This window comes from Micromonospora sp. LZ37 (assembly GCF_059359015.1).
Window position 1 is genome coordinate 60,578 of the sequence record NZ_JCADBL010000014.1, and the last position, 21,895, is coordinate 82,472.

The 21,895-nt window shown below is 72.3% G+C and carries 11 protein-coding genes; 3 read left to right on the forward strand and 8 right to left on the reverse strand.

All coding sequences use genetic code 11. From position 1 onward, the window contains the following. Window positions 1-46 precede the first annotated feature (46 nt). Window positions 47-385, reverse strand: coding sequence for a DUF952 domain-containing protein (locus AC5L3Z_RS25115; protein WP_494845486.1), 339 nt, complete (start codon window positions 383-385; stop codon window positions 47-49). 113 nt (window positions 386-498) lie between these two features. Between AC5L3Z_RS25115 and AC5L3Z_RS25120 the strand changes: the two genes are divergently transcribed. Beyond that, window positions 499-1,155 (forward strand): response regulator transcription factor, encoded by a 657-nt coding sequence (locus tag AC5L3Z_RS25120; RefSeq protein ID WP_494845487.1) that lies wholly within the window; start codon window positions 499-501, stop codon window positions 1,153-1,155. A gap of 10 nt (window positions 1,156-1,165) precedes the next feature. Beyond that, complete coding sequence (locus AC5L3Z_RS25125) at window positions 1,166-2,605, forward strand: sensor histidine kinase (RefSeq protein WP_494845489.1); 1,440 nt, start codon at window positions 1,166-1,168, stop codon at window positions 2,603-2,605. Here the strand turns inward: AC5L3Z_RS25125 and AC5L3Z_RS25130 are convergent. The 4 genes from AC5L3Z_RS25130 to AC5L3Z_RS25145 all read right to left on the reverse strand — a co-directional run bounded on the left by AC5L3Z_RS25130 (window position 2,595) and on the right by AC5L3Z_RS25145 (window position 6,849). Next, on the reverse strand, window positions 2,595-3,497 hold the full coding sequence (locus tag AC5L3Z_RS25130) for a TAXI family TRAP transporter solute-binding subunit (protein ID WP_494845643.1): 903 nt from the start codon (window positions 3,495-3,497) through the stop codon (window positions 2,595-2,597). The genes AC5L3Z_RS25125 and AC5L3Z_RS25130 overlap by 11 nt on opposite strands. A gap of 151 nt (window positions 3,498-3,648) precedes the next feature. Then, complete coding sequence (locus AC5L3Z_RS25135) at window positions 3,649-4,314, reverse strand: hypothetical protein (RefSeq protein WP_494845490.1); 666 nt, start codon at window positions 4,312-4,314, stop codon at window positions 3,649-3,651. Window positions 4,315-4,415: 101 nt separating this feature from the next. Continuing rightward, window positions 4,416-5,210 (reverse strand): peroxide stress protein YaaA, encoded by a 795-nt coding sequence (gene yaaA / locus AC5L3Z_RS25140; RefSeq protein WP_494845491.1) that lies wholly within the window; start codon window positions 5,208-5,210, stop codon window positions 4,416-4,418. Window positions 5,211-5,232: 22 nt separating this feature from the next. Beyond that, entirely contained in the window at window positions 5,233-6,849 is a 1,617-nt protein-coding gene (locus AC5L3Z_RS25145; protein ID WP_494845492.1) for a glycosyltransferase family protein, read from the reverse strand. Window positions 6,850-6,973: 124 nt separating this feature from the next. Between AC5L3Z_RS25145 and AC5L3Z_RS25150 the strand changes: the two genes are divergently transcribed. After that, the gene (locus tag AC5L3Z_RS25150; RefSeq protein ID WP_494845494.1) at window positions 6,974-8,014 is read left to right on the forward strand and encodes an App1 family protein phosphatidate phosphatase; all 1,041 of its coding nucleotides are present in this window, start codon (window positions 6,974-6,976) and stop codon (window positions 8,012-8,014) included. A 102-nt stretch (window positions 8,015-8,116) separates the two neighbouring features. Here the strand turns inward: AC5L3Z_RS25150 and AC5L3Z_RS25155 are convergent, their stop codons facing one another. From AC5L3Z_RS25155 to AC5L3Z_RS25165, 3 genes are all read right to left on the reverse strand, one after another. Beyond that, window positions 8,117-12,472, reverse strand: coding sequence for an FG-GAP-like repeat-containing protein (locus AC5L3Z_RS25155; RefSeq protein WP_494845496.1), 4,356 nt, complete (start codon window positions 12,470-12,472; stop codon window positions 8,117-8,119). A 175-nt stretch (window positions 12,473-12,647) separates the two neighbouring features. Next, the gene (locus AC5L3Z_RS25160; protein ID WP_494845497.1) at window positions 12,648-17,099 is read right to left on the reverse strand and encodes an FG-GAP-like repeat-containing protein; all 4,452 of its coding nucleotides are present in this window, start codon (window positions 17,097-17,099) and stop codon (window positions 12,648-12,650) included. 172 nt (window positions 17,100-17,271) lie between these two features. Continuing rightward, window positions 17,272-21,615, reverse strand: coding sequence for a LamG-like jellyroll fold domain-containing protein (locus tag AC5L3Z_RS25165; protein WP_494845499.1), 4,344 nt, complete (start codon window positions 21,613-21,615; stop codon window positions 17,272-17,274). Window positions 21,616-21,895 lie beyond the last annotated feature (280 nt).

Below are 21,895 nucleotides of genomic sequence, written 5' to 3' on the forward strand. Positions count from 1 at the left end.
GTGGACGGGAGCTCCCGTCCACCGCCGTTCGTCGTTGCCGGCCCGCTCAGGGCAGCAGCGCCGCCACCGCGTCGGCGGCCGGGACGTCCACCGGCAGCGCCTGCGCCGCCACCACGGCGGTCACCGGCAGGACACCGTGGACGTGCGGGAAGAGAACGCCGCCCCGGGACGGCTCCCAGCGCAGCTCGTCGCCGAGCCGGGTCGGGTCGACGGTGAGCAGCGTCAGCCCGGTGACGCCGGCGAAGAACCGGCGTGCCGTCTCCACCACCTGGTCGGCCCCGGAGAGGTGGATGAACCCCGACTGGTGGTCGATCGGCGTGCCGGTGAGCTGTCCCGCAGCTCGGGCCTGCTCCCACTCGCCGGTCGGCAGAATCTTGTAGATCACGTCGGCAGCCTACGGTCGCACCCGGCCGGGGCCGGACACCCACCGGCCTTTCCGCCGCGCCGGCGCTTCTGCCACCATTCGCAGGTCGACACGGCAACGGACGGGGGTACGGGGTGCGAATCCTGCTGGTCGAGGACGACCGACGGGTGGCCGCCGCGCTCTCGTCGGCGCTGACCCGGCGCGGGTACGAGGTCGAGCACGCGGCCACCGTCGCCGCCGCCCTCTCGGCCGCCCCCTGCGACCTGGTGCTGCTCGACCTGACCCTGCCCGACGGGGACGGCACCGAGGTCTGCCGTGAGCTGCGCCGGCGCAGCAGCCAACTGGGCATCATCGCGGTGACCGCTCGGGGCGAGGAGCGGGACCGGGTGGCCGGCCTGCGGCTGGGCGCCGACGACTACGTGGTGAAGCCGTTCTCCATGGTGGAGCTCCAGGCCCGGATCGAGGCGGTGCTGCGGCGGGCGGCGCACAGCGTGCCGGAGCGGGACCTGATCGAGGTCGGGACGGTCCGCATCGACGTCGCCGGCCGCACGGTCACCGTCGCGGCCCGGCCGGTGGCGCTGACCCGCAAGGAGTTCGACATCCTGCTCTCCCTGGCCCGCCAGCCCGGAGTGGCGGTGCCGCGCGACCGGATCCTGCTCGACGTGTGGGGCACCACCTGGGCCGACCGGCACACCGTCGAGGTGCACGTGGGCTCGCTGCGCGGCAAGCTCGGCGATCCCCGGCTGGTGGAGACCGTACGCGGGGTCGGCTACCGGCTCCGGGGCGAGTGAGGGGACGCCGGTGCGCCGCCGACTCGTCATCAGCTACCTGCTGCTGATGGTGCTGGTGCTGATGGCGTTGGAGACCCCGCTCGCGGCCACCCTCGCCTCCCGGGAGACCGACCGGGTCCGGGCCGACCGGCTGGCCGACGCGACCCGGTTCGCCTCGCTGGCCGGGCCGGCGCTCCGCGGCGGGGTACCCGGGCCGCTCACCGGGGAGCTGGACAGCTACCACGAGCTGTACGGCATCGGCGCGGCGGTGGTCGACCGGGACCGCCGCACGGTGGTCACCTCCGCGGGGTGGCGGGCCGGCCCGGCCACCGAGGCGGCGCTGGACACCGCGCTGTCGGGGCAGCAGTCCAGCGGCCCCGAGTCGGTCTGGCCGTGGGTGGACGGCCCGCTGGTGGTGGCGGTGCCGATCAACGACGGCGGGGAGGTGCTCGGCGCGGTGGTCACCGCCACCCCGGTCGGGGAGGTGCGCCGCACCGTCACCGCCTGGTGGCTGCTGCTGGCCGGGATCGGCCTGCTCGCGGTGCTGGCCTGCGTCTCCACCGCGTTCGGGCTGGCCGGCTGGGTGCTGCGCCCGGTCACGGAGCTGGACGCGGTGACCCACGAGATCGCCGAGGGCGACCGGGGCGCGCGGGTGCAGCACCGGCTGGGCCCGCCGGAGCTGCGCCGGCTCGCGGCGAGCTTCAACAACATGGCCGACGTGGTCTCCGACGTGATGGACCGGCAGCGCGCCTTCGTCGCGCACGCCAGCCACCAGCTCCGCAACCCGTTGACGGCGCTGCGGCTGCGGGTGGAGGAGCTGGGACCGAGCCTCACCGACCCGGACGGCCGGGCCGAGCACCGGCTGGCCCTGGAGGAGACCGACCGGCTGGCGCTGGTGCTCGACGCGCTGCTCACCCTGGCCCGGGCCGAGCGGGAGGAGAACGAGCGGGTCACCGTGGACGCGGCGGCCGTCGCCGCCTCCCGGGTCGCCGCGTGGCAGCCGCTGGCCCGGCACCGCTCGGTCACGTTGCGCCTGGTCAGCTCCGGCCCGGCGTACGCCCGGACCGTGCCGACCGCCGTCGACCAGGCCCTCGACGCGCTGATCGACAACGCGGTGAAGTTCAGCGGGGACGGCGGCGAGGTGACGGTGACCGTGCGACCGGCCGACGGGGGGACCGCCCTGGCGGTGCGTGACACCGGACCGGGCATGACCCCGGGGCAGCTCGACCAGGCCACCGAGCGGTTCTGGCGGGCCCCGGACGTGCAGAACATCGACGGCGCGGGACTGGGGCTGACCATCGTCGCGGTGCTGGTCGACGCCTCCGACGGGCGGCTCACCATGCGGTCGGGGGAGCCGGGCGGGCTGGTCGCGGAGCTGTGGTTCCCCGCCCCGCCCGGCGCCACGGCCCCCCAGCCGCGGACCGCGGCGGCGGAGAGCGGCCCGGCGGACGCCGACCCGGTCAGGGCTTGACGGAGCGGTACCAGGCCGCCGCGCCCGGATGCAGGGGCAGCGGCGTGGTGGCGATCGCCGACCGGGGGCTCATCCGGCCGGCCGCCGGATGGGCGGCGGCCAGCTCCGCCCGGCGTTCCATCAGCAGCCGGGTGACGTCCCGGATCAGCGGCTCCGGCAGGCCCGCCCGGGCGATGAGATAGTTCGGGTTCGCGACCGTGGTGACGGGGTCCACGTCGTACACCGAGCGGGGAATGTCCCGGGACACGTACACCTCGCGGTAGCTGCGGCGCAGCGGCTCCGTCCAGTCGCCCAGGTCGACCACGCGGATCGCCGAGGCCCCGGCCAGCTCGTCCACCGCCCGCACCGGCAGCCCGCCGGAGAAGAAGAACGCATCGATCCGTCCGGCGCGCAGCGCGGCCACCGAGTCGTCCAGGCCGAGGTGTTCCTGGCGTACCCGGTCGCCGCCGAGCTGGGCGACCGCCAGCAGCCGGGTCGCGGTGACCTCGGTGCCGGAGCCGGCGGCGCCCACCGAGACCCGGCGGCCGCGCAGGTCGGCGACCGTCCGGACCGGGCCGCCGGCGGTGGTGACCAGGTGCAGCAGGTCGTCGTAGACCCGGGCCACCGCCAGCACCGACGGCTCCCCGGCCGGCCCGGTCGGCAGCACGTCGGCCTGGGTGAAACCGAGCTCGGCCTCGCCGGCGCGGAGCAGGCGGACGTTCTCGGCGGAGGCGGCGGTGACCACCACGCTGGCCCGCACGCTCGGCAGCTCACGGTTGAGGACGGCGGCCAGGGACTGCCCGAAGGCGTGGTAGACCGCGGTGGGGCTGCCGGTGGCGATCCGCAGCCGCACCGGCTCGGTCGACTCGTCCCGGCACCCGGCGAGCCCGGCGGCCGCCACGACCAGCAGCATCAGCAGCGCGGTCGGGGCGGCGACGCGCCGCCGGCCGGGCGCGGACCGGTAACGGTTCACGGGCAGCACTGTGCGCCGTGCACCGCCCCCGGCGCAAGCTCAGGCACCCGGCTCGGCCGGCGGCGGGTCGAAGGTGATGGTCAGGCGCTCATCATGCCCCGGCCGCCGCCCGGGCGGGGGCCAGGGCGGCCCGCTTCATGATCTTCGAACGGTCCGGGCCGTCGGCCACGCTCACCACGAAGCAGCCCGCCCCCGGGCGGAGCAGGGCGGGGACCTCCAGCAGGGCGGCGCTGCGGACCAGCACGGCGGCCAGTTCCCGGTCGGTCAGCCGGATGCCCAGGATGTGCCGGCGGACGTGTCGCCCGCCGGCCAGCAGCGCGGACCGCCAGGCCGCCGCGGCCAGCCGGGACCGCCACAGCGCCCGGGCGGTCGACGCGCCCACCGGGCCGCCGAGCAGCTCCCGGCGCCCCTGCCGCCAGCCCGTCTCGCGCAGCGCCGCGTACGTCGCCCGGTGTTCCCGGGGCACGTGCAGCCGGTGCAGCTCGTAGCGGCGGCGCAGGCCGCCACCGGTCACCTCGTGCTCCACCGGCACGTCCAGCCGGGTCAGCAGCTGCCGCATCCGCAGCGCGGCGTCCTCCCGGTTGAACTCCGCCACCGGCCGGTACGGCCCGACCGGGGCGCGCGCGGCGACCGCCGGCGGGGGCGTGCAACGGACCAGGCAGGCCACCTCGAACGCGTCGGCCAGGGTCAGCCAGTCCAACGGCGGTGGGGGCGACGGCACGCGGGGCCGGTCGAGCAGGGTGGGTTCGGGGGCCATCGGACCGCTCCTTGTCGGCGTCGGGGTCCCCTTAACCGTGACCCGCCGGGCGGCGCGGTACCACCGATCCGGTCCAGCCTTGAGGAAATCTTGCGGCTGGCCTACAGCTCGGTGACCACCACGTCGAGCTGCCGGGGCCGCCCGGCGGCCGTCGGCTGCTCCTCGACGGTGTACTTCAGGTCGCGCAGCGCGGAGACCAGCCCGGCGGCGGTGCGCGGCCGGGCGCCGGCCACCAGCAGGTCCCGGACCAGGCGGCCCTTGGTGGCCTTGTTGAAGTGGCTCACCACCGTCCGCACCGGCCGGCCGTCGACCCGGCGTTCGTGCAGCACCCGCACCGTCACCGTGCGGCCGGCCGACCCGCCACGCGGCGTCCAGGTCGCGGCGTACGCGCCGGAGCGCAGGTCCAGCACCGGCCCCTCACCCGCGGTCGCCTCCAGCACCGGCGCCAGCACCCGCCGCCAGTACGCCGACAACGCGCCCACCCCGGGCAGCTTCGCGCCGATCGGACAGCGGTACGGCGGGATCCGGTCGGCGAGCCGTACCGCGCCCCAGAGGCCGGAGCTGATCAGCACTGACCGGCGTGCCGCCCGCTGCGCCGGCGCCGGCAGGGTGGCCAGGTCGAGCGCCTCGTAGAGCACCCCCGTGTAGACCTGACCGGCCGGCGCGGTGGCGGCCCGGGCCAGCCGGGCGTTGCGGGTCAGCTCGCCCCGCTGGCCGCCGCTGAGTCCCAGCGCCGCCAGCGCGGTCTCCTCGTCGCCGGCGCTGAGCGCCGTCAGCGCGCCCAGCACCTCCTCGCGGGCCGCGGTCAGCTCGGGCAGGGAGAGCCGGGACAGGTCGAGTCGCCGACCGGTCCCGGTGTCGGCCTTGCCCTCGGAGGGCGGCAGCAGGATCAGCACCCGGAAAGCGTACGGGCCGTCGTCAGCGCCACGGCCGCACGGCGGTCGGCGGGTGGTACAGGCGATACCCGGCGACCTCGACCAGGATGGCGGCGTCCGCCCCGTCGCCGAGCAGCCGGCGCAGCCGCCGCTCCGCCGCGGAGCCGACCGGCAGCACGTACCCGGGGCGCTCGGCCCCGCCCACCTGCCGCCAGTACGGGCGGTACCGGTTCTGGCCGGGGGTCAGGCCGTCGTCGAGCACCGCGCAGACCACCTCCTCGCCGGTGTTGAAGGTCAGCCGGTTGCAGGTCCAGTAGTCCCCGTACACCTCGCGCAGGCCGGTGCCGCGGACCGCGTTGGCCAGCTCCCGGGCCTCCCGCTCGTCGGTCCGGGGCGCGTCGAGCGCCGTCACGAAGAGGCCGGTCGCGACGACCGAGGTGGCGACCAGTCCGGCCAGCGCGGCGGTGGCGACCGCCCCGGCCAGCCGTCCCGCCACCCCCACCGTGCCCCGCCAGCAGGCGACCGCGGCCACCCACAGCGGCCAGAGCACCGCCGGCAGCGAGATCTGCAACACCGACAGGTAGCGGGCGTTGCCTAGCGGATCGGTGACGGTGACCGGGCTGCGGACGTACGCCAGCAGGGTCAGGGCCGCCCCGGCGACCAGGGCCAGTTGCGCGACCGGCCGGACCCGGACGGCGGTCGGCGCCCCCGCGCCGCGCCGGTACGCGACCAGCGCCAGCGCGGCGGCGGCCACCAGCAGGACGGGGTAGAGCAGCCCGAACCACTCCTGCCAGCGGGCGCAGCCGGTGACCGGGCAGAGGCCGGAGGCCAACGGCACCCCCTCCAGCAGCCCGCCGCCGAGCCGCTCCGACCAGGGCGGCGGCGGGCCGTCGACGGCGCTGACCTCGCGGAACACCGACCAGGAGTCCTTTCCCGGCGGGGCGATCAGGTTGTCCCGCACCACCGGCGCCACGCCCACCGCGAAGCCGCCCACCAGCAGCACGCCGGCCCAGCCGAACAGCTCCCGGCGGGCCGCCCAGAGCAGCAGCAGGCCCGCCGTCGCCAGGTACGGCACGATCAGCCAGTCCGACCAGAGCGCCAACCCGGCCAGCAGCCCGGCCAGGCCCACGGCGGCCCGCCGCCAGCGCAGCCGGCCCTCGGCGAGCCCGACCGCGATCAGCAGCATCGCCAGCACCGCCGGTTTCACCTCCGGCCGCCCGCCCACCACGGTCAACTGGTCGCGCACCACCCGCTCGGTGCCGAGCGCCAACAGGCCGACGACTCCGACGGCGAACCAGGGGGAGAAGAGCCGGCGGGTCAGCCGGTACGCCAACCAGAGGAAGATCGCGTACAGGGCGACCAGCGGTAGCCGCAGCACCGGCCAGCTCGGTCCGACCAGCGCCACCAGCGGCGCGGCCAGGTACGACTCGATCATCCCCATGTAGTGCTGGCCGTAGAGGAAGACCGGGCGCTCCCGGCCGGCCGCGATGTGCAGCGCGGCGAGGCCGAAGGTGGCCTCGTCGCTGTTCGACGGCGGGACGGTCAGCGCGGTCAGGACCAGCCGGTAGGCCACCGCGGCCAGCCCGAGCAGCAGCGCGACGAACGCCGGCCGGTCCAGCCGCGGACGCGCCGCGCGCTGCTGCTGCCCAGATGTCGACACGACCAACGCCCCCGTCGTCGTCCCGACCGGAGTCTGTCACGGTCGCCGGGGCCCCCGGGGCGGATCCGCGCAGCCGGCCCCCGCTCGCCTGGCCGCTTCCGCCCACGTGTGGCAGGGTTGCAGCGTGCCACCCACTCCCGCCGGCCAGCTGGCCATCCCCAACCTGCACCGGGCCGCACGGATCGAGGACGCCGTGCACCAGCTGGTGGAACGCCGGCTACGGCGCACCGGCTGGCAGATGAACATCGTCGCCTACGCCGGCTACGGCGCGCCCGGCTGGGCGCGGGTGCTGTGCCGGGTGCTGCTCGGCCGGCCGGACACCCGCCAGCGGGGCCGACTGGACAAGGTCCGCGGCTGGCGGAGCTTCACCACCCTGCCCGCCAAGCACGTCACGGTGACCATCGAGGCCGGTGGCGTCCGGCACGAGGCCCGCGCCGACCGCAGCGGCTTCGTCGACACCGTGATCGAGGCCGACTTCACCCCCGGCTGGGCCTCTGTACGCCTCAGCGTGCCCGACGCCGAGCCGGCGGAGGCGCTGGTGCGGATCCTCGACCCGGAGGTCCGCTTCGGCGTCCTCTCCGACATCGACGACACCGTCATGGTGACCGCGCTGCCCCGCCCCCTGCTGGCCGCCTGGAACACCTTCGTCCTCGACGAGCACGCCCGGGCCGCGGTGCCCGGGATGGCGGTGCTCTACGAGCGGCTGGCCACGGCGCACCCCGGCGCGCCGGTCTTCTACCTCTCCACCGGGGCGTGGAACGTCGCGCCGACGCTGACCCGGTTCCTGTCCCGGCACCTCTACCCGGCGGGGCCGCTGCTGCTCACCGACTGGGGACCGACCGCCGACCGCTGGTTCCGCAGTGGCCGGGAGCACAAGCGGGCCACCCTCGCCCGGCTGGCCAAGGAGTTCCCCGACGTCCGCTGGCTGCTGATCGGCGACGACGGGCAGCACGACCAGGAGATCTACCGCGAGTTCGCCGTCGCCCACCCGGAGAACGTCGCCGGGGTGGCGATCCGCCGGCTCTCGCCGACCCAGTCGGTGCTGGCGGGTAGCCTGCCCACCCCCGAGGACCGCCCGTCGGCGGGGCCGGTGGGGCAGAAGTGGCTCTCCGCGCCGGACGGCGCCGGGCTCTGGAAACTGCTGCGGGACGCGGGCCTGGTCTGACGGACGACCGGCCGCGCTCGGGTCGGCCGGCCGGCCCGCGGTCGGCGGCGCGAAAAGAGCCGGTCGCGGCGCGCGCCACGACCGGCCCTTCCCCGGTACGGATCAGAAGATCCGGTTGTACCTCGTCCAGCCCGTGCCGATCAGGCGGCCGTACGCGTACGGCTTCCCGTCGCTGCTCGTGTTGATGTTGTTGCCGTAGTACCAGAGCGTGCCGTCGGGCTTCGTGGCCACCAGGTCCACGTAGCCGTCACCGCTCACGTCCGCCGGAAGGATCCGGTCGAACTTGGCCCAACTCGACCCGATCTGGACCGGACTGCCGAACGGCCAGTTCGGGCTGTTCACGTAGTTGTTCTGGTAGTACCAGAGTGTCCCGTCCGACTTGGTGGCGATCATGTCGGCGTACCCGTCGCCGTTGATGTCACCGGCCATGAGCCGGTTGAACACGGTCCAGCTGTTCCCGATCGTGACGCCACTGCCGTAGAGCGGGGCGTCCGAGTTGGTCGCCCACCGGTTGTGGTGCCAGATCAGGGCGCCGTCCGGTCGCATGCTGATGATGTCGGCGTACCCGTCGCCGTTGATGTCCCCGGCCATGGTCTTCGCCAAGTCGTTCCAGCCGGTGCCGATCTTCCGGCCGTAACCATAGGGTTTGCCCGGGTTCAGATTGGCGTTGTTGCCGTAGTACCAGAGCGTGCCGTCGGGCTTGGTGGCGACGATGTCCGGGTACGTGTCGCCGCTCATGTCGCCCGTCGTCACCCGGTCGAAGCCGGTCCAGCCGCTGCCGATCAGGTTGCCGTAACCGTACGGCTGGGCGATGACGCCGCTGTTCTGGTAGTACCAGAGCGAGCCGTCGGTCTTGGTGGCGACGATGTTGGCATGGCGCGCCCTGGGAGCGGGCGCGATGCTCCACGCCCGGTTCCAGGTCTGGACGAAGGCCAGCTCCCCCTTGAACCAGCCGCCGTAGGTGGTCGCGGCGGTCCGGTGGCTACCGATCCGCAGCCCGCCGGTGGCGTTGAAGACGGTGCTGTGGCTGGCCCGGCCGGCGTTCGCCCCGTTGACGTAGATGGTCATCAGGTTCAACGACTTCTGGAAGTTGACGGTGACCTGCGTCCACACGCCCACCCGGGCGCTGTTCGCGCCGGCGCTCGCCGTGTCGTACGTCGGCGCTGCGGCGTCGGTGCGGGGCATGGCGAAGCGCCAGGACTTGTCGCTGGCGTCGGTCCAGAGCTTGAAGCCGGCGGTGTTGGCGCCGCTCTGGGAGACGACGGTGCCGCCGAGGGCGGCGGGCTTGATCCAGGCGGAGACGGTGAAGTCGGTACCGGTGTTCACGGCCGACGTGGCGGTGGTCAGGGTGCCACTGCTGCCGTTGAAGACGGCGTCGGGGTCGAACATGTCGCCGGTGCTCCAGCTGACGCCGGCGTTGCCGGTGGCGTGCAGGGTGCCGGCGGTGTCCCGGGCGGTGCTGACGGCGCCGGTCTCGGCGTCGTTGAGCTGCCAGGTGTGGTCGGCGGTGATGAGGGTCTGGTTCGGCTGGGCGGTGAGCGTGCCGGTGCCGCTGGCCCCGTTGCTGCCGGCGGCGAGGGCGGTCACGTGCCAGGCGGTGGTGAGCCCGCCGGCGCCGACGGTCCACAGGTCCGCGGTGCCGTCGGCGTCGATGTCGGCGGCGCGCAGGCTGAGGGTGGCGTTGGTGTTCCAGCCGGAGGACCGGAGGGTGTACGGGGTGTGGGTGAGCTGGCCGGTGTCGGGGTCGACGGTGAGGTTGGTCCAGAGGTGCAGGGCGCCGGTGGTGTGGTTCCACAGGAACAGGGCGGTGCCGTCGGCGAGCTGGGCGGTGGTGATGGTCCAGTTGTTCCAGTCGGCGCCGCCGCTCGGGGTCGCTGCGGTGGTGCGGAACGCGCCGATGTAGCCGCCGGTCATGCCGAGGTTGGGGTAGTAGGTGAGGTGGTGGCCGTTGGTGGCATCGCCGCTGATGCCGATGAGGTCGGGGTAGGCGGAGTTGAGGCGGCGGGTGTCGCCGGCGTTGGCGACCTGCGACGGTGAGTTGCCGTACTCGTCGGCGAGCTGGGCGGGGTCGATGCTCTGCTGGTTGCCGCTGAGTTGGGCCTGGATGATGGAGCCGTCGCCGTTGGCGTTCAGGATGCCGGCGCCGCCGGGGTTGGTGCCGCCGCGGTAGTAGACGAGGACGTCCTGGATGCCGGTGCCGGTGAACCGGCCGCTGATCGCCTGGGCCCCGTCGAAGTCGGCGGGGACGTTGTTGCCGGTGACCCCGTTGCCACGGGCGCCGATGTTGGTGCCGGCGAGGGCGGCGCCCTCGGTCTTGCCGGCGCCGAGCCAGAGCCCGGACGGCAGGCCGTTCGCCGACCCGACGGTCAGCAGGTCCGCCGCACCGTCACCGGTCATGTCGGCGTCCACCGCGGTGGCGGCGGGCTGGGAGTTGAAGGTGACGCTGGCCGTCTCACCGATGTTGCCGCCGGCGGAGACGCTGGTGACGCTGAGAGTGTTGGTGAACCGGGTCGGGGAGACCTCGATGGTGGCGGCGCCGGTCGCATCGGCGGGGATGTCGGTCGGTGGGCCGGCGTTGAGCTGGTAGACGTACCCGCTCGGAGTGGTGCCGGAGGCCGGGGTGATCGTGAAGGGCGCCGGTTCGTTCACGGTGGTGGTTCCGTCACCCGGGTGCGGGACGTTCGGCGCGCCGGGGCGGGTCGGGTCGAAGGCGAAGGTGCAGGTGGCCGACCAGTCGCTCGGGGTGCGGAAGTCGGTGGCCTGCACCTTCCAGGAGAAGTTGGTGATCGCCCCACCGGCGGTGGTGCGCAACTTGTCCACCGGCACGACGAGGACCCCGGTGCTGCCCGAGGAATAGGTCAGCAGGTTGGGGTCGGAGGAGGCGATCGCCGTCTGCGTGGTGTCGGCGGTCTTCCAGAGCTTGAAGGAGACGCCGAGGGTGCCACCGTTGCGGTCGGAGACCGGGGCGTAGAGCGAGACCGCGCCGTCACCGACGGTCGAGCCGGTGCAGGAGGTCTTGGGCGAGGTGGTCATTCCCGCCGGCTTGTTGGGCTTGTGGTTGTAGCGGATGGTCAGGGTCGGGCTGGTCTGGAGGAATTCCTTCCAGCTCTGGGTGTCGGCGGCCTCGTTGGCGGCGACCATCCAGAGGGTGCGGGTGGGCTTCTTGTTGGTGACGTCGGTGCGGATCTGGCCGGTGACGTCGAAGGAGACGCCGGCGGCGTCGCAGCCGCTGTAGCCGTAGGCGAAGCTCTTGGAGGCGGCCAGTGGGCCCTTGCTCTGTGACTCCCAGTAGTTCCAGGTCGCGTTGCTCGAGGTCAGCGTCGTGCCGGGGGCGTAGACGTTGACGGTCTTGTCGGTGCAGCTCCACGACTTCGTGTTGGTGATCTTGAAGAACGCGTCGTAGATCTCCGCCCCGGCCAGCGTGCTGTGGGGGACCGGGAAGTTGATCAGGGTGTTGGAGCGCTGGCTGCCGGAGTTGCCGACCTGCATCCGCCCGATGAGGTCGGGGGTGTCCTTCCAGTAGTTGGTCGACTGGTGCTGGTAGGAGATGCTGGCCCAGCCGGACATCTTCGGCCCGATCGGCGTCCAGGTGAACGTCGGGTCGACGTAGACCGGGTAGACGGTCTTCGCGTCGTTGAGCAACGTCCGGTCCGGGGTGAGGCGCAGCTTTCCGGCGGCGACCCGCACCCCGATGGGGGCGGTGCGGGCGGCGCGGCCCGGCGCGGCGGCGCTGGAGGCCGTGGCCCGGCGGTCCGGTCCGGCCTGTGCGTTCGCGGTGGAGTCCCACATGGCGGGGGCGGGGGCGGTGATGACGGTCTTGCCGGCCCGGTCGCGGCCGGTGATGTTGCCGGCGGTGTCGGCGGCGAGGGTGACGCCCTTGGTGCTGGTGGTCAGGTCGAGGGCGGCGAGTTTGGGGTTGGCGGCGGCGGCGCGGTTCTTGACCACGAAGACGTGGGAGAAGGCGCCCTCGCTGCTGACCCGGACGGTGAGGTCGACGCCGGGCAGCACCTCGGGGTAGGTGGCGGTGGGCCCGGACAGGGTCGGCGCGGGTAGGGCCAGTGGTGCGGTGACGGACAGGGCCCGGTCGCCGCTGGTCATCTGCGCGAGGGGACCGGTGCCGCCGGGGGAGAGGCGGATCGGGTTGGTGGTGACGGCTGCGGTGATGCTGCCGTCGGCGTGCCGGACCAGGGTCGGGTCGAGGTTCTTCCACTGCCCGTTCACGCGGGTGCGGGTCGGCACGGCGGACTGGGTGAGCTCGACCGTGCCGTCGGGGCGTGCGGTGACCGTCGAGGTCGAGGTGCCGGCCGCGGTCGCCTCGACCGGCTTACCGGCCCGCTTCGCCTCGACCATCGCCTGGTCGATGCCGAGAGAGGTTGCCGCGCTCGGCGCGGGTTTCGGTTGCGGCGCCGGTGCGGCGCTGACCGGCGAGGTCAGCGACACCGCGGTTGCGGCGGCCATGACGGTGGCCACGGCACCGGCCGCGATCACACGTCCGGCCTGTGGAGGTTGATTGTCGGGCATGACGAGGCACTCTCCGTGAGTGACAGAGGCGCGCGGATTCGCGCCTGGTGGGGGTGGAAACAAACCGGCCCGGTCCGGCCCGGGCTCATCACCCGGACCGGACCGGCCGTGATCAGAAGAGGATGTTGAAGGTCGACCAGTTGGCGCCGATGACGGTGTAGCCGGACTTGAACCGTCCCACCCCGTTGCCCTGGTAGAGGTGGAGATCCTTGGTGGTCGCGTGGCGGGCGATGACGTCGGTGTTGCCGTCCATGTTGAAGTCGCCGACCGAGAAGATCCGGTCCAGGGCGGCCCAGTTGTCGCCGATCACGGTGGAGCCGGGATGGAACCTGCCGGTGCCGTTGCCGCGGTAGAGGTAGATGTCCTTGTTGGTCGCGTGGCGGGCCATCACGTCGGTCTTTCCGTCGCCGTCGAAGTCGCCCGGCGAGAGAATCGTGTCGAAGGCGGCCCAGTTGTCGCCGATGATGGTGGAACCGGAGAGGAAGCTCCCGGTGCCGTTCCCCCGGTAGAGGTAGAGGTCCTTGCTGGTGGCATGGCGCGCGATCACGTCGGCTTTCCCGTCGCCGTCGAAGTCGCCGGGGGAGAGGATCTGGTCGAAGGCGACCCAGTTGTCGCCGATGACGGTGTAGCCGGACAGGAACCTGCCGGTGCCGCTGCCCCGGTAGAGGTAGAGGTCCTTGTTGGTGCCGTGCCGGGCGATCACGTCGGTGATGCCGTCACCGTTGAAGTCGCCCGGCGAGAAGATCGTGTCGAACGCGGACCAGGCCGCGCCGATCATCGTCGAGCCGGACTGGAACGTCCCGGCGCCGTTGCCCTTGTAGAGCAGGATGTCGCTGTTGGGCGTGTACCGCGCCATGACGTCCGGGTAGCCGTCTCCGCTGAAGTCCCGGCGCGGGCCGGCGGGAACCGGCTGAACCGGGCTCACCACCGCGTTCCAGGCGAGCACCTCACTGAGCTGGCCCTTGAACCAGCCGCCATGCCCGGCGGCCGACGTCCGGTGCGCGCCCATCCGGAACGGGCCGGCGGCGTTCCAGCTGCCGGAGTGAGTCGCCACCCCCTTGTTCAGCGCGCCGAGGTAGAGCCCGAGACGACCGTTGGCCTTCTCGTAGCTGACCGTCACCCGGGTCCAGACGCCCAGCCGGGCACTGTTCGCGCCGGCGGTGGCGACATCCATGACCGGGTTCGCCACGTCGCTCTGCGCCATCGCGGCCCGCCAGCTGCTGTCCGAAGCGTCGATCCAGAGCCTGATGCCGGCCGTGTTCGTCGCGTCCTGGGAGAAGACGGTGCCGCCGGCGGCGGTCGGCTTGACCCATGCGGAGACCGTGAAGTCGGCGTCGGTGCTCACCGCCGGCCCGGTCGTGGCGAGCGCGCTGTTGGTCGTACCGTCGAACAGGACGTCCCGGTCGAAGAGATCACCGGCGTTCCACATGCTGTTTCCGGCGCCAGTGGCGTGCAGGGCGCCGACAGCGTCCTTCGCCACGTCGGCCCCCGTCACGGGGCCGCTCTCGGCGTCGGCGAGCTGCCAGGCGTGGTTGGACGTGATGAGGCTCCGGGCCGGCTGCCCGGTGACGCTGCCAGCACCCGCGGACAGCCCGGTGACCAACCAGGTCGTGGCGAGCCCGCCGGCGCCGACGGTCCAGAGGTCGGGGGTGCCGTCGGTGTTGATGTCGGCGGCGCGGAGGGTGAGGGTGGCGCCGGTGTTCCAGCCGGAGGTCCGGAGGGTGTACGGGGTGTGGGTGAGTTGTCCGGTGTCGGGGTTGACGGTGAGGTTGGTCCAGAGGTGCAGGGCGCCGGTGGTGCGGTTCCAGACGAACATGGCGGTGCCGTCGGCGAGCTGGGCGGTGGTGATGGTCCAGTTGTCCCAGTCGGTGCCGCCGGTGGGGGTTGGTGTGCTCAGGCGGGTGGCGCCGATGTAGCCGCCGGTCATGCCGAGGTTGGGGTAGTAGGTGAGGTGGTGGCCGTTGGTGGGGTCGCCGCTGACGCCGATGAGGTCGGGGTAGGCGGAGTTGAGGCGGCGGCTGTCGCCGGCGTTGGCGACCTGCCGGGGGGAGTTGCCGAACTCGTCGAGGAGTTGGCCGGGGTCGATGCTCTGCTGGTTGCCGCTGAGTTGGGCCTGGATGATGGAGCCGTCGCCGTTGGCGTTCAGGATGCCGGCGCCGCCGGGGTTGGTGCCGCCGCGGTAGTAGACGAGGACGTCCTGGATGCCGGTGCCGGTGAACCGGCCGCTGATCGCCTGGGCCCCGTCGAAGTCGGCGGGGACGTTGTTGCCGGTGACCCCGTTACCCCGCGCGCCGATGTTCGCCGTGATCCGGTCCACGCCGGTCCCGTTCCTGCCGGCGGCGAGCCAGAGCCCGGAGGGCAGGTTGTTCGCCTTGCCGACGGTGAGCAGGTCCGCGACATCGTCGCCGGTCATGTCGCCGTCCACCGCGGTGGCCGCGGGAGTGGCGTTGAAGACCTTGCTGGCGCTGTCGCCGAAGTTGCCGCCGGCGGAGACGCTGGTGACGGTCAGCGTGTTGGTGAACCGGGTCGGTGACACCGCGATGGTGGCGGCACCCGTCGCGTCGGCGGAGATGTCGACCGGCGGACCGGCGTTGAGCTGGTAGACGTACCCGCTCGGCGTGGTGCCGCTACTGGCCTCGGACTTGGTGATGGTGAAGGTGGCCGGCTGGCCGATGGTGACCCCGGCCGGCGCGTCGCTCACTGACGGCTGACCCGGACGGGTGGGGTCGAATTTGAAGGTGCAGGTGGCCGACCAGTCGCTGGTGGCGCCGAAGTCGGTGGCCTGGACCTTCCAGGAGAAGCTGGTCATGGCGCCGGCGGCCGCGTTGCGGAGGGTGGTCACGGGTACGACGAGGACCCCGGTGGAGCCGGAGGGGTACGTCAGCAGGCTCGGGTTGGACGAGGCGAGCGCGGTCTGCGTGGTGTCGGTGGTCTTCCAGAGCTTGAAGGCGACGCCGAGGGGGCCGCCGTTGCGGTCGGAGACCGGGGCGTAGAGGGAGACGGAGGCGTCGCCGACGATGCTGCCACCCGCGCAGGCGGTCTTCGGCGACGTGGTCAGGCCCGTCGGGGTGTTGGGCTTGTGGTTGTAGAGGATGGTCAGTGTCGGGCTGGTCTCCAGGAATTCCTTCCAGCTCTGGGTGTCGCTGGCCTCGTTGGCGGCGATCATCCGCAGGGTGCGGGTGTCCTTCTTGTTGGTGACGTCGGTGCGGATCTGGTTGGTGATGTCGAAGGAGACGGCGGCGGCGTCGCAGCCGCTGTAGCCGTGGGCGAAGCTCTTGGAGGCGGCCAGGGGTCCGTTGCTCTGGGTCTCCCAGTAGTTCCAGGTGGCGTTGCCGGAGGTGAGCACGGTGCTGGGGGCGTAGACGTTGACGGTCTTGTCGGTGCAGCTCCAGGACCGGGTGTTGGTGATTTTGAAGGTCGCCGAGTTGATGGTCGCCCCGGTCAGGGTGCTGTGCGGGACGGGGAAGTTGATCAGGGTGTTGGAGCGTTGGCTGCCGGAGTTGCCGACCTGCATGCGTCCGATGAGGTCGGGGGTGTCTTTCCAGTAGTTGGTCGACTGGTGCTGGTAGGAGATCGTCGCCCAGCCGGACATCTTCGGGCCGACGGGCGTCCAGGTGAACGTCGGGTCGACGTAGACGGGGTAGGCCGTCTTCGCGTCGTCGAGCATCGCCCGATCCGGGGTGAGGCGCAGCTTGCCGGGGGCGATCTTCACGCCGATGGGGGCGGTCTTCGCGTTCTCGCCGGGGGCGTCCGGGCCGGAGGTGGTGTGTCGCTCGGTCGGGGCGGCCTGGGCGCCAGCGGTGGCGCCAGCGGTGGCGGTGGAGTCCCACATGGCGGGGGCGGGGGCGGTGAGGACGGTCTTGCCGGCGCGGTCGCGGCCGGTGATGTTGCCGGCGGTGTCGGCGGCGAGGGTGACGCCCTTGGTGCGGGTGGTCAGGTCGAGGGCGGCGAGTTTGGGGTTGGCGGCGGCGGCGCGGTTCTTGACCACGAAGACGTGGGAGAAGGCGCCCTCGCCGGTGACCCGGACCGTCAGGTCGACGCCGGGCAGGACTTCGGCGTAGGTGGCGGTGGGCCCGGACAGGGTGGGCTTTGGCAGGGCCAGCGGTGCGGTGACCGACAGGGCGCGGTCGCCGCTGGTCATCTCGGCCAGGGGTCCGGTGCCGCCGGGCGACAGCTTCACCGGGTTGGTGGTGACAGCCGCGGTGATGCTGCCGTCGGCCTGCCGCACCAGGGTCGGGTCGAGGTCCTTCCACGTCCCGTCGACCCGGGTGCGGGTCGGCACGGCCGACTGGGTCAGTTCGACGGTGCCGTCGGGGCGGGCGGTGACCCTCGAGGTCGAGGTCCCGGCCGCGGTCGCCTCGACCGGCTTGCCGGTCCGCTTCGCCTGGGCCATGGCCTGGTCGACCCCGAGCGAGGTGGCGGGGGCCGGGGCGGATTCGGGTTGTGGCGCGGGTGCGGCACCGGCGGGCGGGGTCAGCGAGACCGCAGCTGTGGCGACCACGGCGGTGGCCGCGGCGCCGAACGCGATCACACGTCGGCGCTGCGGAGGTCGACTGTCAGGCATGAAGAGAACTCCCCGTGGGTGAGACAGGCGCGCGGACAGCGCCCGGTCGAGGTGGAGACGTACGCGGCCGGTCCGGTCCGGGCTCATCGCCCGGACCAGAGCGGCCACAGCGGTCCAGGTGCCGATGGCGTCCGGGCAGCTGCGTACGGGCTGCCCGGACACCGCTTCGCTGCTACAGGAATGAGGGGCTTCCCCAGGTGATCGAGCCCACGGGGGCCGTACCCGGGTAGAGGAGCATCGTGCCCGCGCTGTTGCGGCGGACCACCAGGTCGGTCTTTCCGTCGTTGGTCACGTCGCCCAGGCTCGCCACGCCGAAGTCCCGGCACAGCCCGCATACCAGCACCCGGGGCCCCCACACCGGGTTCCCGGAGGCCGCGGTGTTCGGGTAGACGTACATGTCCCCGGTGCTGGCCTGACGCACGAACAGGTCGACCTTGCCGTCGTTGTTCACGTCCTCGACGCCCGCGATGTCGAAGCCGGTGCACAACCCGCAGAGCAGGGAGCGGCTGCCCCAGGTGATGGCACCTCCCGTCCCGTTGCCGGGGTAGAGGTACATGTTCCCGGTGCTGGTCTCGCGGACGAAGAGGTCGGTCTTGCCGTCCCGGGTGATGTCGTCCAGGTCCGCGAGCGTGAAGTTGTCGCATCCGCCGCAGACCAGGACCCGGTTTCCCCACACCGGATCGCCGGTGGCCACGGTGTTCGGGTAGACGTACATGTCGCCCGTGCTGGTGTACCGCATGAACAGGTCGATCTTGCCGTCGTTGTTGGCGTCGGCCAGCGTGAACGAGTCGTACCGCCAGCAGCCACCGCAGACCACGATGCCGGTGTCGAACGTCCCGACGCCGTCGAGGTTGGTGCCGCGACGCAGGACGACGTCGCCGTTGGCCTGGGTGATGAGCATGTCGGTACGACCGTCGCCGGTCACGTCGCGCAGGTTCGGTGCCGGTCTCTGCTGGGAGTAGTTGCCGGGCGCCGTCGCCTCGGCCGGGTCCAGGCTGCGGTTCCAGATCTGGACGTTGCTGATCTGGCCCTTGTAGTACGAACTCGGTGCGCTGTTGTAGAGGTAGCGACCGACCACGAAGTTGCCGGTCGTGGGCCACGCCACCGCAGCAGCGTGCGAGGCCGTGCCGGCGAGGACTTCGTTGACGTACAGGGCCATGGTGGCGGTGGAGGCGTTGTAGACCGCCACCAGGTGACTCCAGACCCCGAGCTGCACCGGCGTCGAGCTGACCGCCTGGTCGTACGCCCAACCGGGCCCGTCCGACCGGGCCATGCCGAACCGCCACGTCTTGTCGGTGTCCTCCTGCCAGAGGATGAACCGGCCGGAGCGCGCCCCGTCCTCGGAGAGGATGATGCCGCCGGCGGCCGTGGGTTTCGCCCACACCGACAGGCTGAAGGACTTCGTCGTGTCGACGAGAGTTCCGCTGCTGGCGAGGTGGCCGGTGCCGGTGGCGTCACCCACGGTGGCGCCGGCATCGGTGTTCATCCGGATGGAGGGGTCGAACAGGTCACCCTCGTGCCACCGGACGTTGCCGGCGGCGGTCAGGGGCTTGGTGCCCGTCGTGTCGGCCACGGTGGTCACCGTCGCACCGCCCACCCCCTCGTTGAGCGGGTACGTGTGGGTGGCGGTGGACAGGGTCTGCGGCTGCTGGGCCGTGATGGTGGGCGTCGGCGACAGGTCGACGAGGTGGGCCCGGGTCGCGCCGGCGGTCCCGATGGTCCAGAGGTCAGGCGTACCGTCGCTGTTGATGTCGCCCGCGCGCAGCGTGAGGGCCGCGCCCGCGTTCCAGTTGCTGGACACCGTGTACGGCGTGTAGGTGAGCTGACCGGTGTCCGGGTTGACGGTGAGGTTCGTCCAGAGGTGCAGCGCGCCGGTGGTGCGGTTCCAGAGGAACATCGCGGTCCCGCCGGCGAGTTGGGTGGTGGCGATGGTCCAGTTGTTCCAGTCGCTACCGCCCGTCGGCGTCGCCGCCGAGAGGTCGAAGGTGCCGATGTACCCGCCGGTCATGCCCAGGTTCGGGTAGTAGGACAGGTGGAACCCGTTGGCCGGGTCCCCGCTGATGCCGATGAGGTCCGGGTAGACGGAACCGAGCCGCCGGGAGTCACCGGCGTTGGCGAGCTGGAGCGGCTGGTTGCCCGTGCCGTCGAGGAGCTGCTCGCGCATCACGCTCTGCTGGTTTCCGCTGAGCTGTGACTGGATGACCGAGCCGTCTCCGTTGCCCCGCAGGATGCCGGCGGCACCGGGGTTCACTCCACCCGGGTAGTAGACGAGTAGGTCCTGGAGACCCGAGCCGAAGAACCTGCCCGTCACGACCTGGGCCCCGTTGAAGTCGGTGGGGGAGTTGGTGCCGGAGGTCCCGTTGCCGAGGGCGCCGACGTTGGTCATCGCGGTCCGGACGGCACCGCTGTTCATGCCGGTGGCGAGCCACACTCCGGCCGGGACGCCGTTGACGCCGCCGACGGTGAGCAGGTCGGTGGTGTCGTCGCCGGTCAGGTCGCCGTCCGCGGCGACAGCCGCCGGGTCGGCGTTGAAGGTGATGCTCGCCGACTCGCCGGCGTTCCCGCCGGCCGACAGGCTCGTGACGGTGAGTGTGTTGGTGAAGCGCGGCGGGGTCACCGTGATGGTGGCGTTGCCCGAGGTGGCGGTGACGGTCGACGGTGGCAGGCCGTTGAGCTGGTAGACGTAGCTGCTCGGCGTGGTGCCGGTGTCGGGTGGCGTCACGGCGAGGGAGACCGGCTTACCGATGGCCGGCTGCGTCTGCGGCCGGCCGACGTTGGGGGCACCCGCGCGGGTGGGGTCGAACTTGAAGGTGCAGGTGGCCGACCAGTCGCCGGTGGCGCCGAAGTCGGTGGCCTGGACCTTCCAGGAGAAGTTGGTGATGGCGCCGGCCGCCGCCGTACGCAGGGTGGTCGCGGGGACGACGAGCACCGCGGTCGAGCCGGAGGAGTACGTCAGCAGGCTTGGGTTGGACGAGGCGAGGGCCGTCTGCGTGGTGTCCGAGGACTTCCAGAGCTTGAAGGCGACGCCGAGGGTGCCGCCATTGCGGTCGGAGACCGGGGCGTAGAGGGTGACCGACCCGTCGCCCACCACGGTGGGGGTGGTGGCGGTGCAGGCGGTCTTCGGTGAGGTGGTCATCCCCGTCGGGGTGTTGGGTTTGTGGTTGTACTGGATGGTCAGGGTGGGGCTGGTCTCCAGGAACTCTTTCCAGCTCTGGGTGTCGCTGGCCTCGTTGGCGGCGATCATCCGCAGGGTGCGGGTGTCCTTCTTGTTGGTGACGTCGGCCTTGATCTGGCCGGTGATGTCGAAGGAGACGCCGGCGGCGTCGCAGCCGCTGTAGCCGTAGGCGAAGCTCTTGGAGGCGGCCAGGGGCCCGTTGCTCTGGGTCTCCCAGTAGTTCCAGGTGGCGTTGCCGGAGGTGAGCACCGTGTTGGGGGCGTAGACGTTGACGGTCTTGTCGGTGCAGCTCCACGACTTCGTGTTGGTGATCTTGAAGGTCGCCGAGTTGATCGTCGCCCCGGTGAGGGTGCTGTGGGGAACGGGGAAGTTGATCAGGGTGTTGGAGCGTTGGCTGCCGGAGTTGCCGACCTGCATCCGCCCGATCAGGTCCGGGGTGTTCTTCCAGTAGTTGGTCGACTGGTGCTGGTAGGAGATCGTCGCCCAGCCGGACATCTTCGGCCCGACGGGCGTCCAGGTGAAGGTCGGATCGACGTAGACCGGGTAGACCGTCTTCGCATCGGCGAGCATCGCCCGGTCCGGGGTCAGGCGCAGCTTCCCGGCGGCGACCCGCACCCCGATGGAGGCGGTGCGGGCGGCGCGGCCCGGCGCGGCGGCGCTGGAGGCCGCGGCCTGGGCGACGGTGGCGGTGGAGTCCCACATGGCGGGGGCGGGGGCGGTGAGGACGGTCTTGCCGGCGCGGTCGCGGCCGGTGATGTTGCCGGCGGTGTCGGCGGCGAGGGTGACGCCCTTGGTGCGGGTGGTCAGGTCGAGGGCGGCGAGTTTGGGGTTGGCGGCGGCGGCGCGGTTCTTGACCACGAAGACGTGGGAGAAGGCGCCCTCGCTGCTGACCCGGACGGTGAGGTCGACCCCGGGCAGTACCTCGGGGTAGGTGGCGGTGGGCCCGGACAGGGTCGGCGCGGGTAGGGCCAGTGGTGCGGTGATGGACAGGGCCCGGTCGCCGCTGGTCATCTGCGCGAGGGGACCGGTGCCGCCGGCGGAGATGCGGATCGGGTTGGTGGTGACGGCGGCGGTGATGCTGCCGTCGGCCTGCCGGACCAGGGTCGGGTCGAGGTCCTTCCACCGGCCGTCGACCCGGGTGCGGGTGGGTACGGCGGACTGGGTCAGCTCGACGGTGCCGTCGGGGCGGGCGGTGTACGTCGAGGTCGAGGTGCCGGCCGCGGTCGCCTCGACCGGCTTGCCGGTGCGCTTGGCCTGGGCCATGGCCTGGTCGACGCTGAGCGCGCCACCGGCCGGCTTCGGGGCCGGCTTCGCCGGCGCGGCGGCTACCGGCCCCGCCACCAGGGTGAATGCCGTGGACGCGACGGCGAGACTGACCGCCGTCCCGGCCGCGACCGATCGAGTCCCTTGTGGACTCCGTCTGGATGACATGACGAATTGACTCCCCCGTGTGCAAGTCCGACGGACGCGCGTCGCGCGTCCGGTTGAGCGGCCACAGTGAATCAGCCGTCGCGGTGTCCGGGGAACGTCTTCGGTCACACGACGTTGTCCCTTTCGCACTCACTGCGATGGATTTGGGGCTGCGACGGGTGTCTATCGTTATGGTTTCGTTACCATCGAT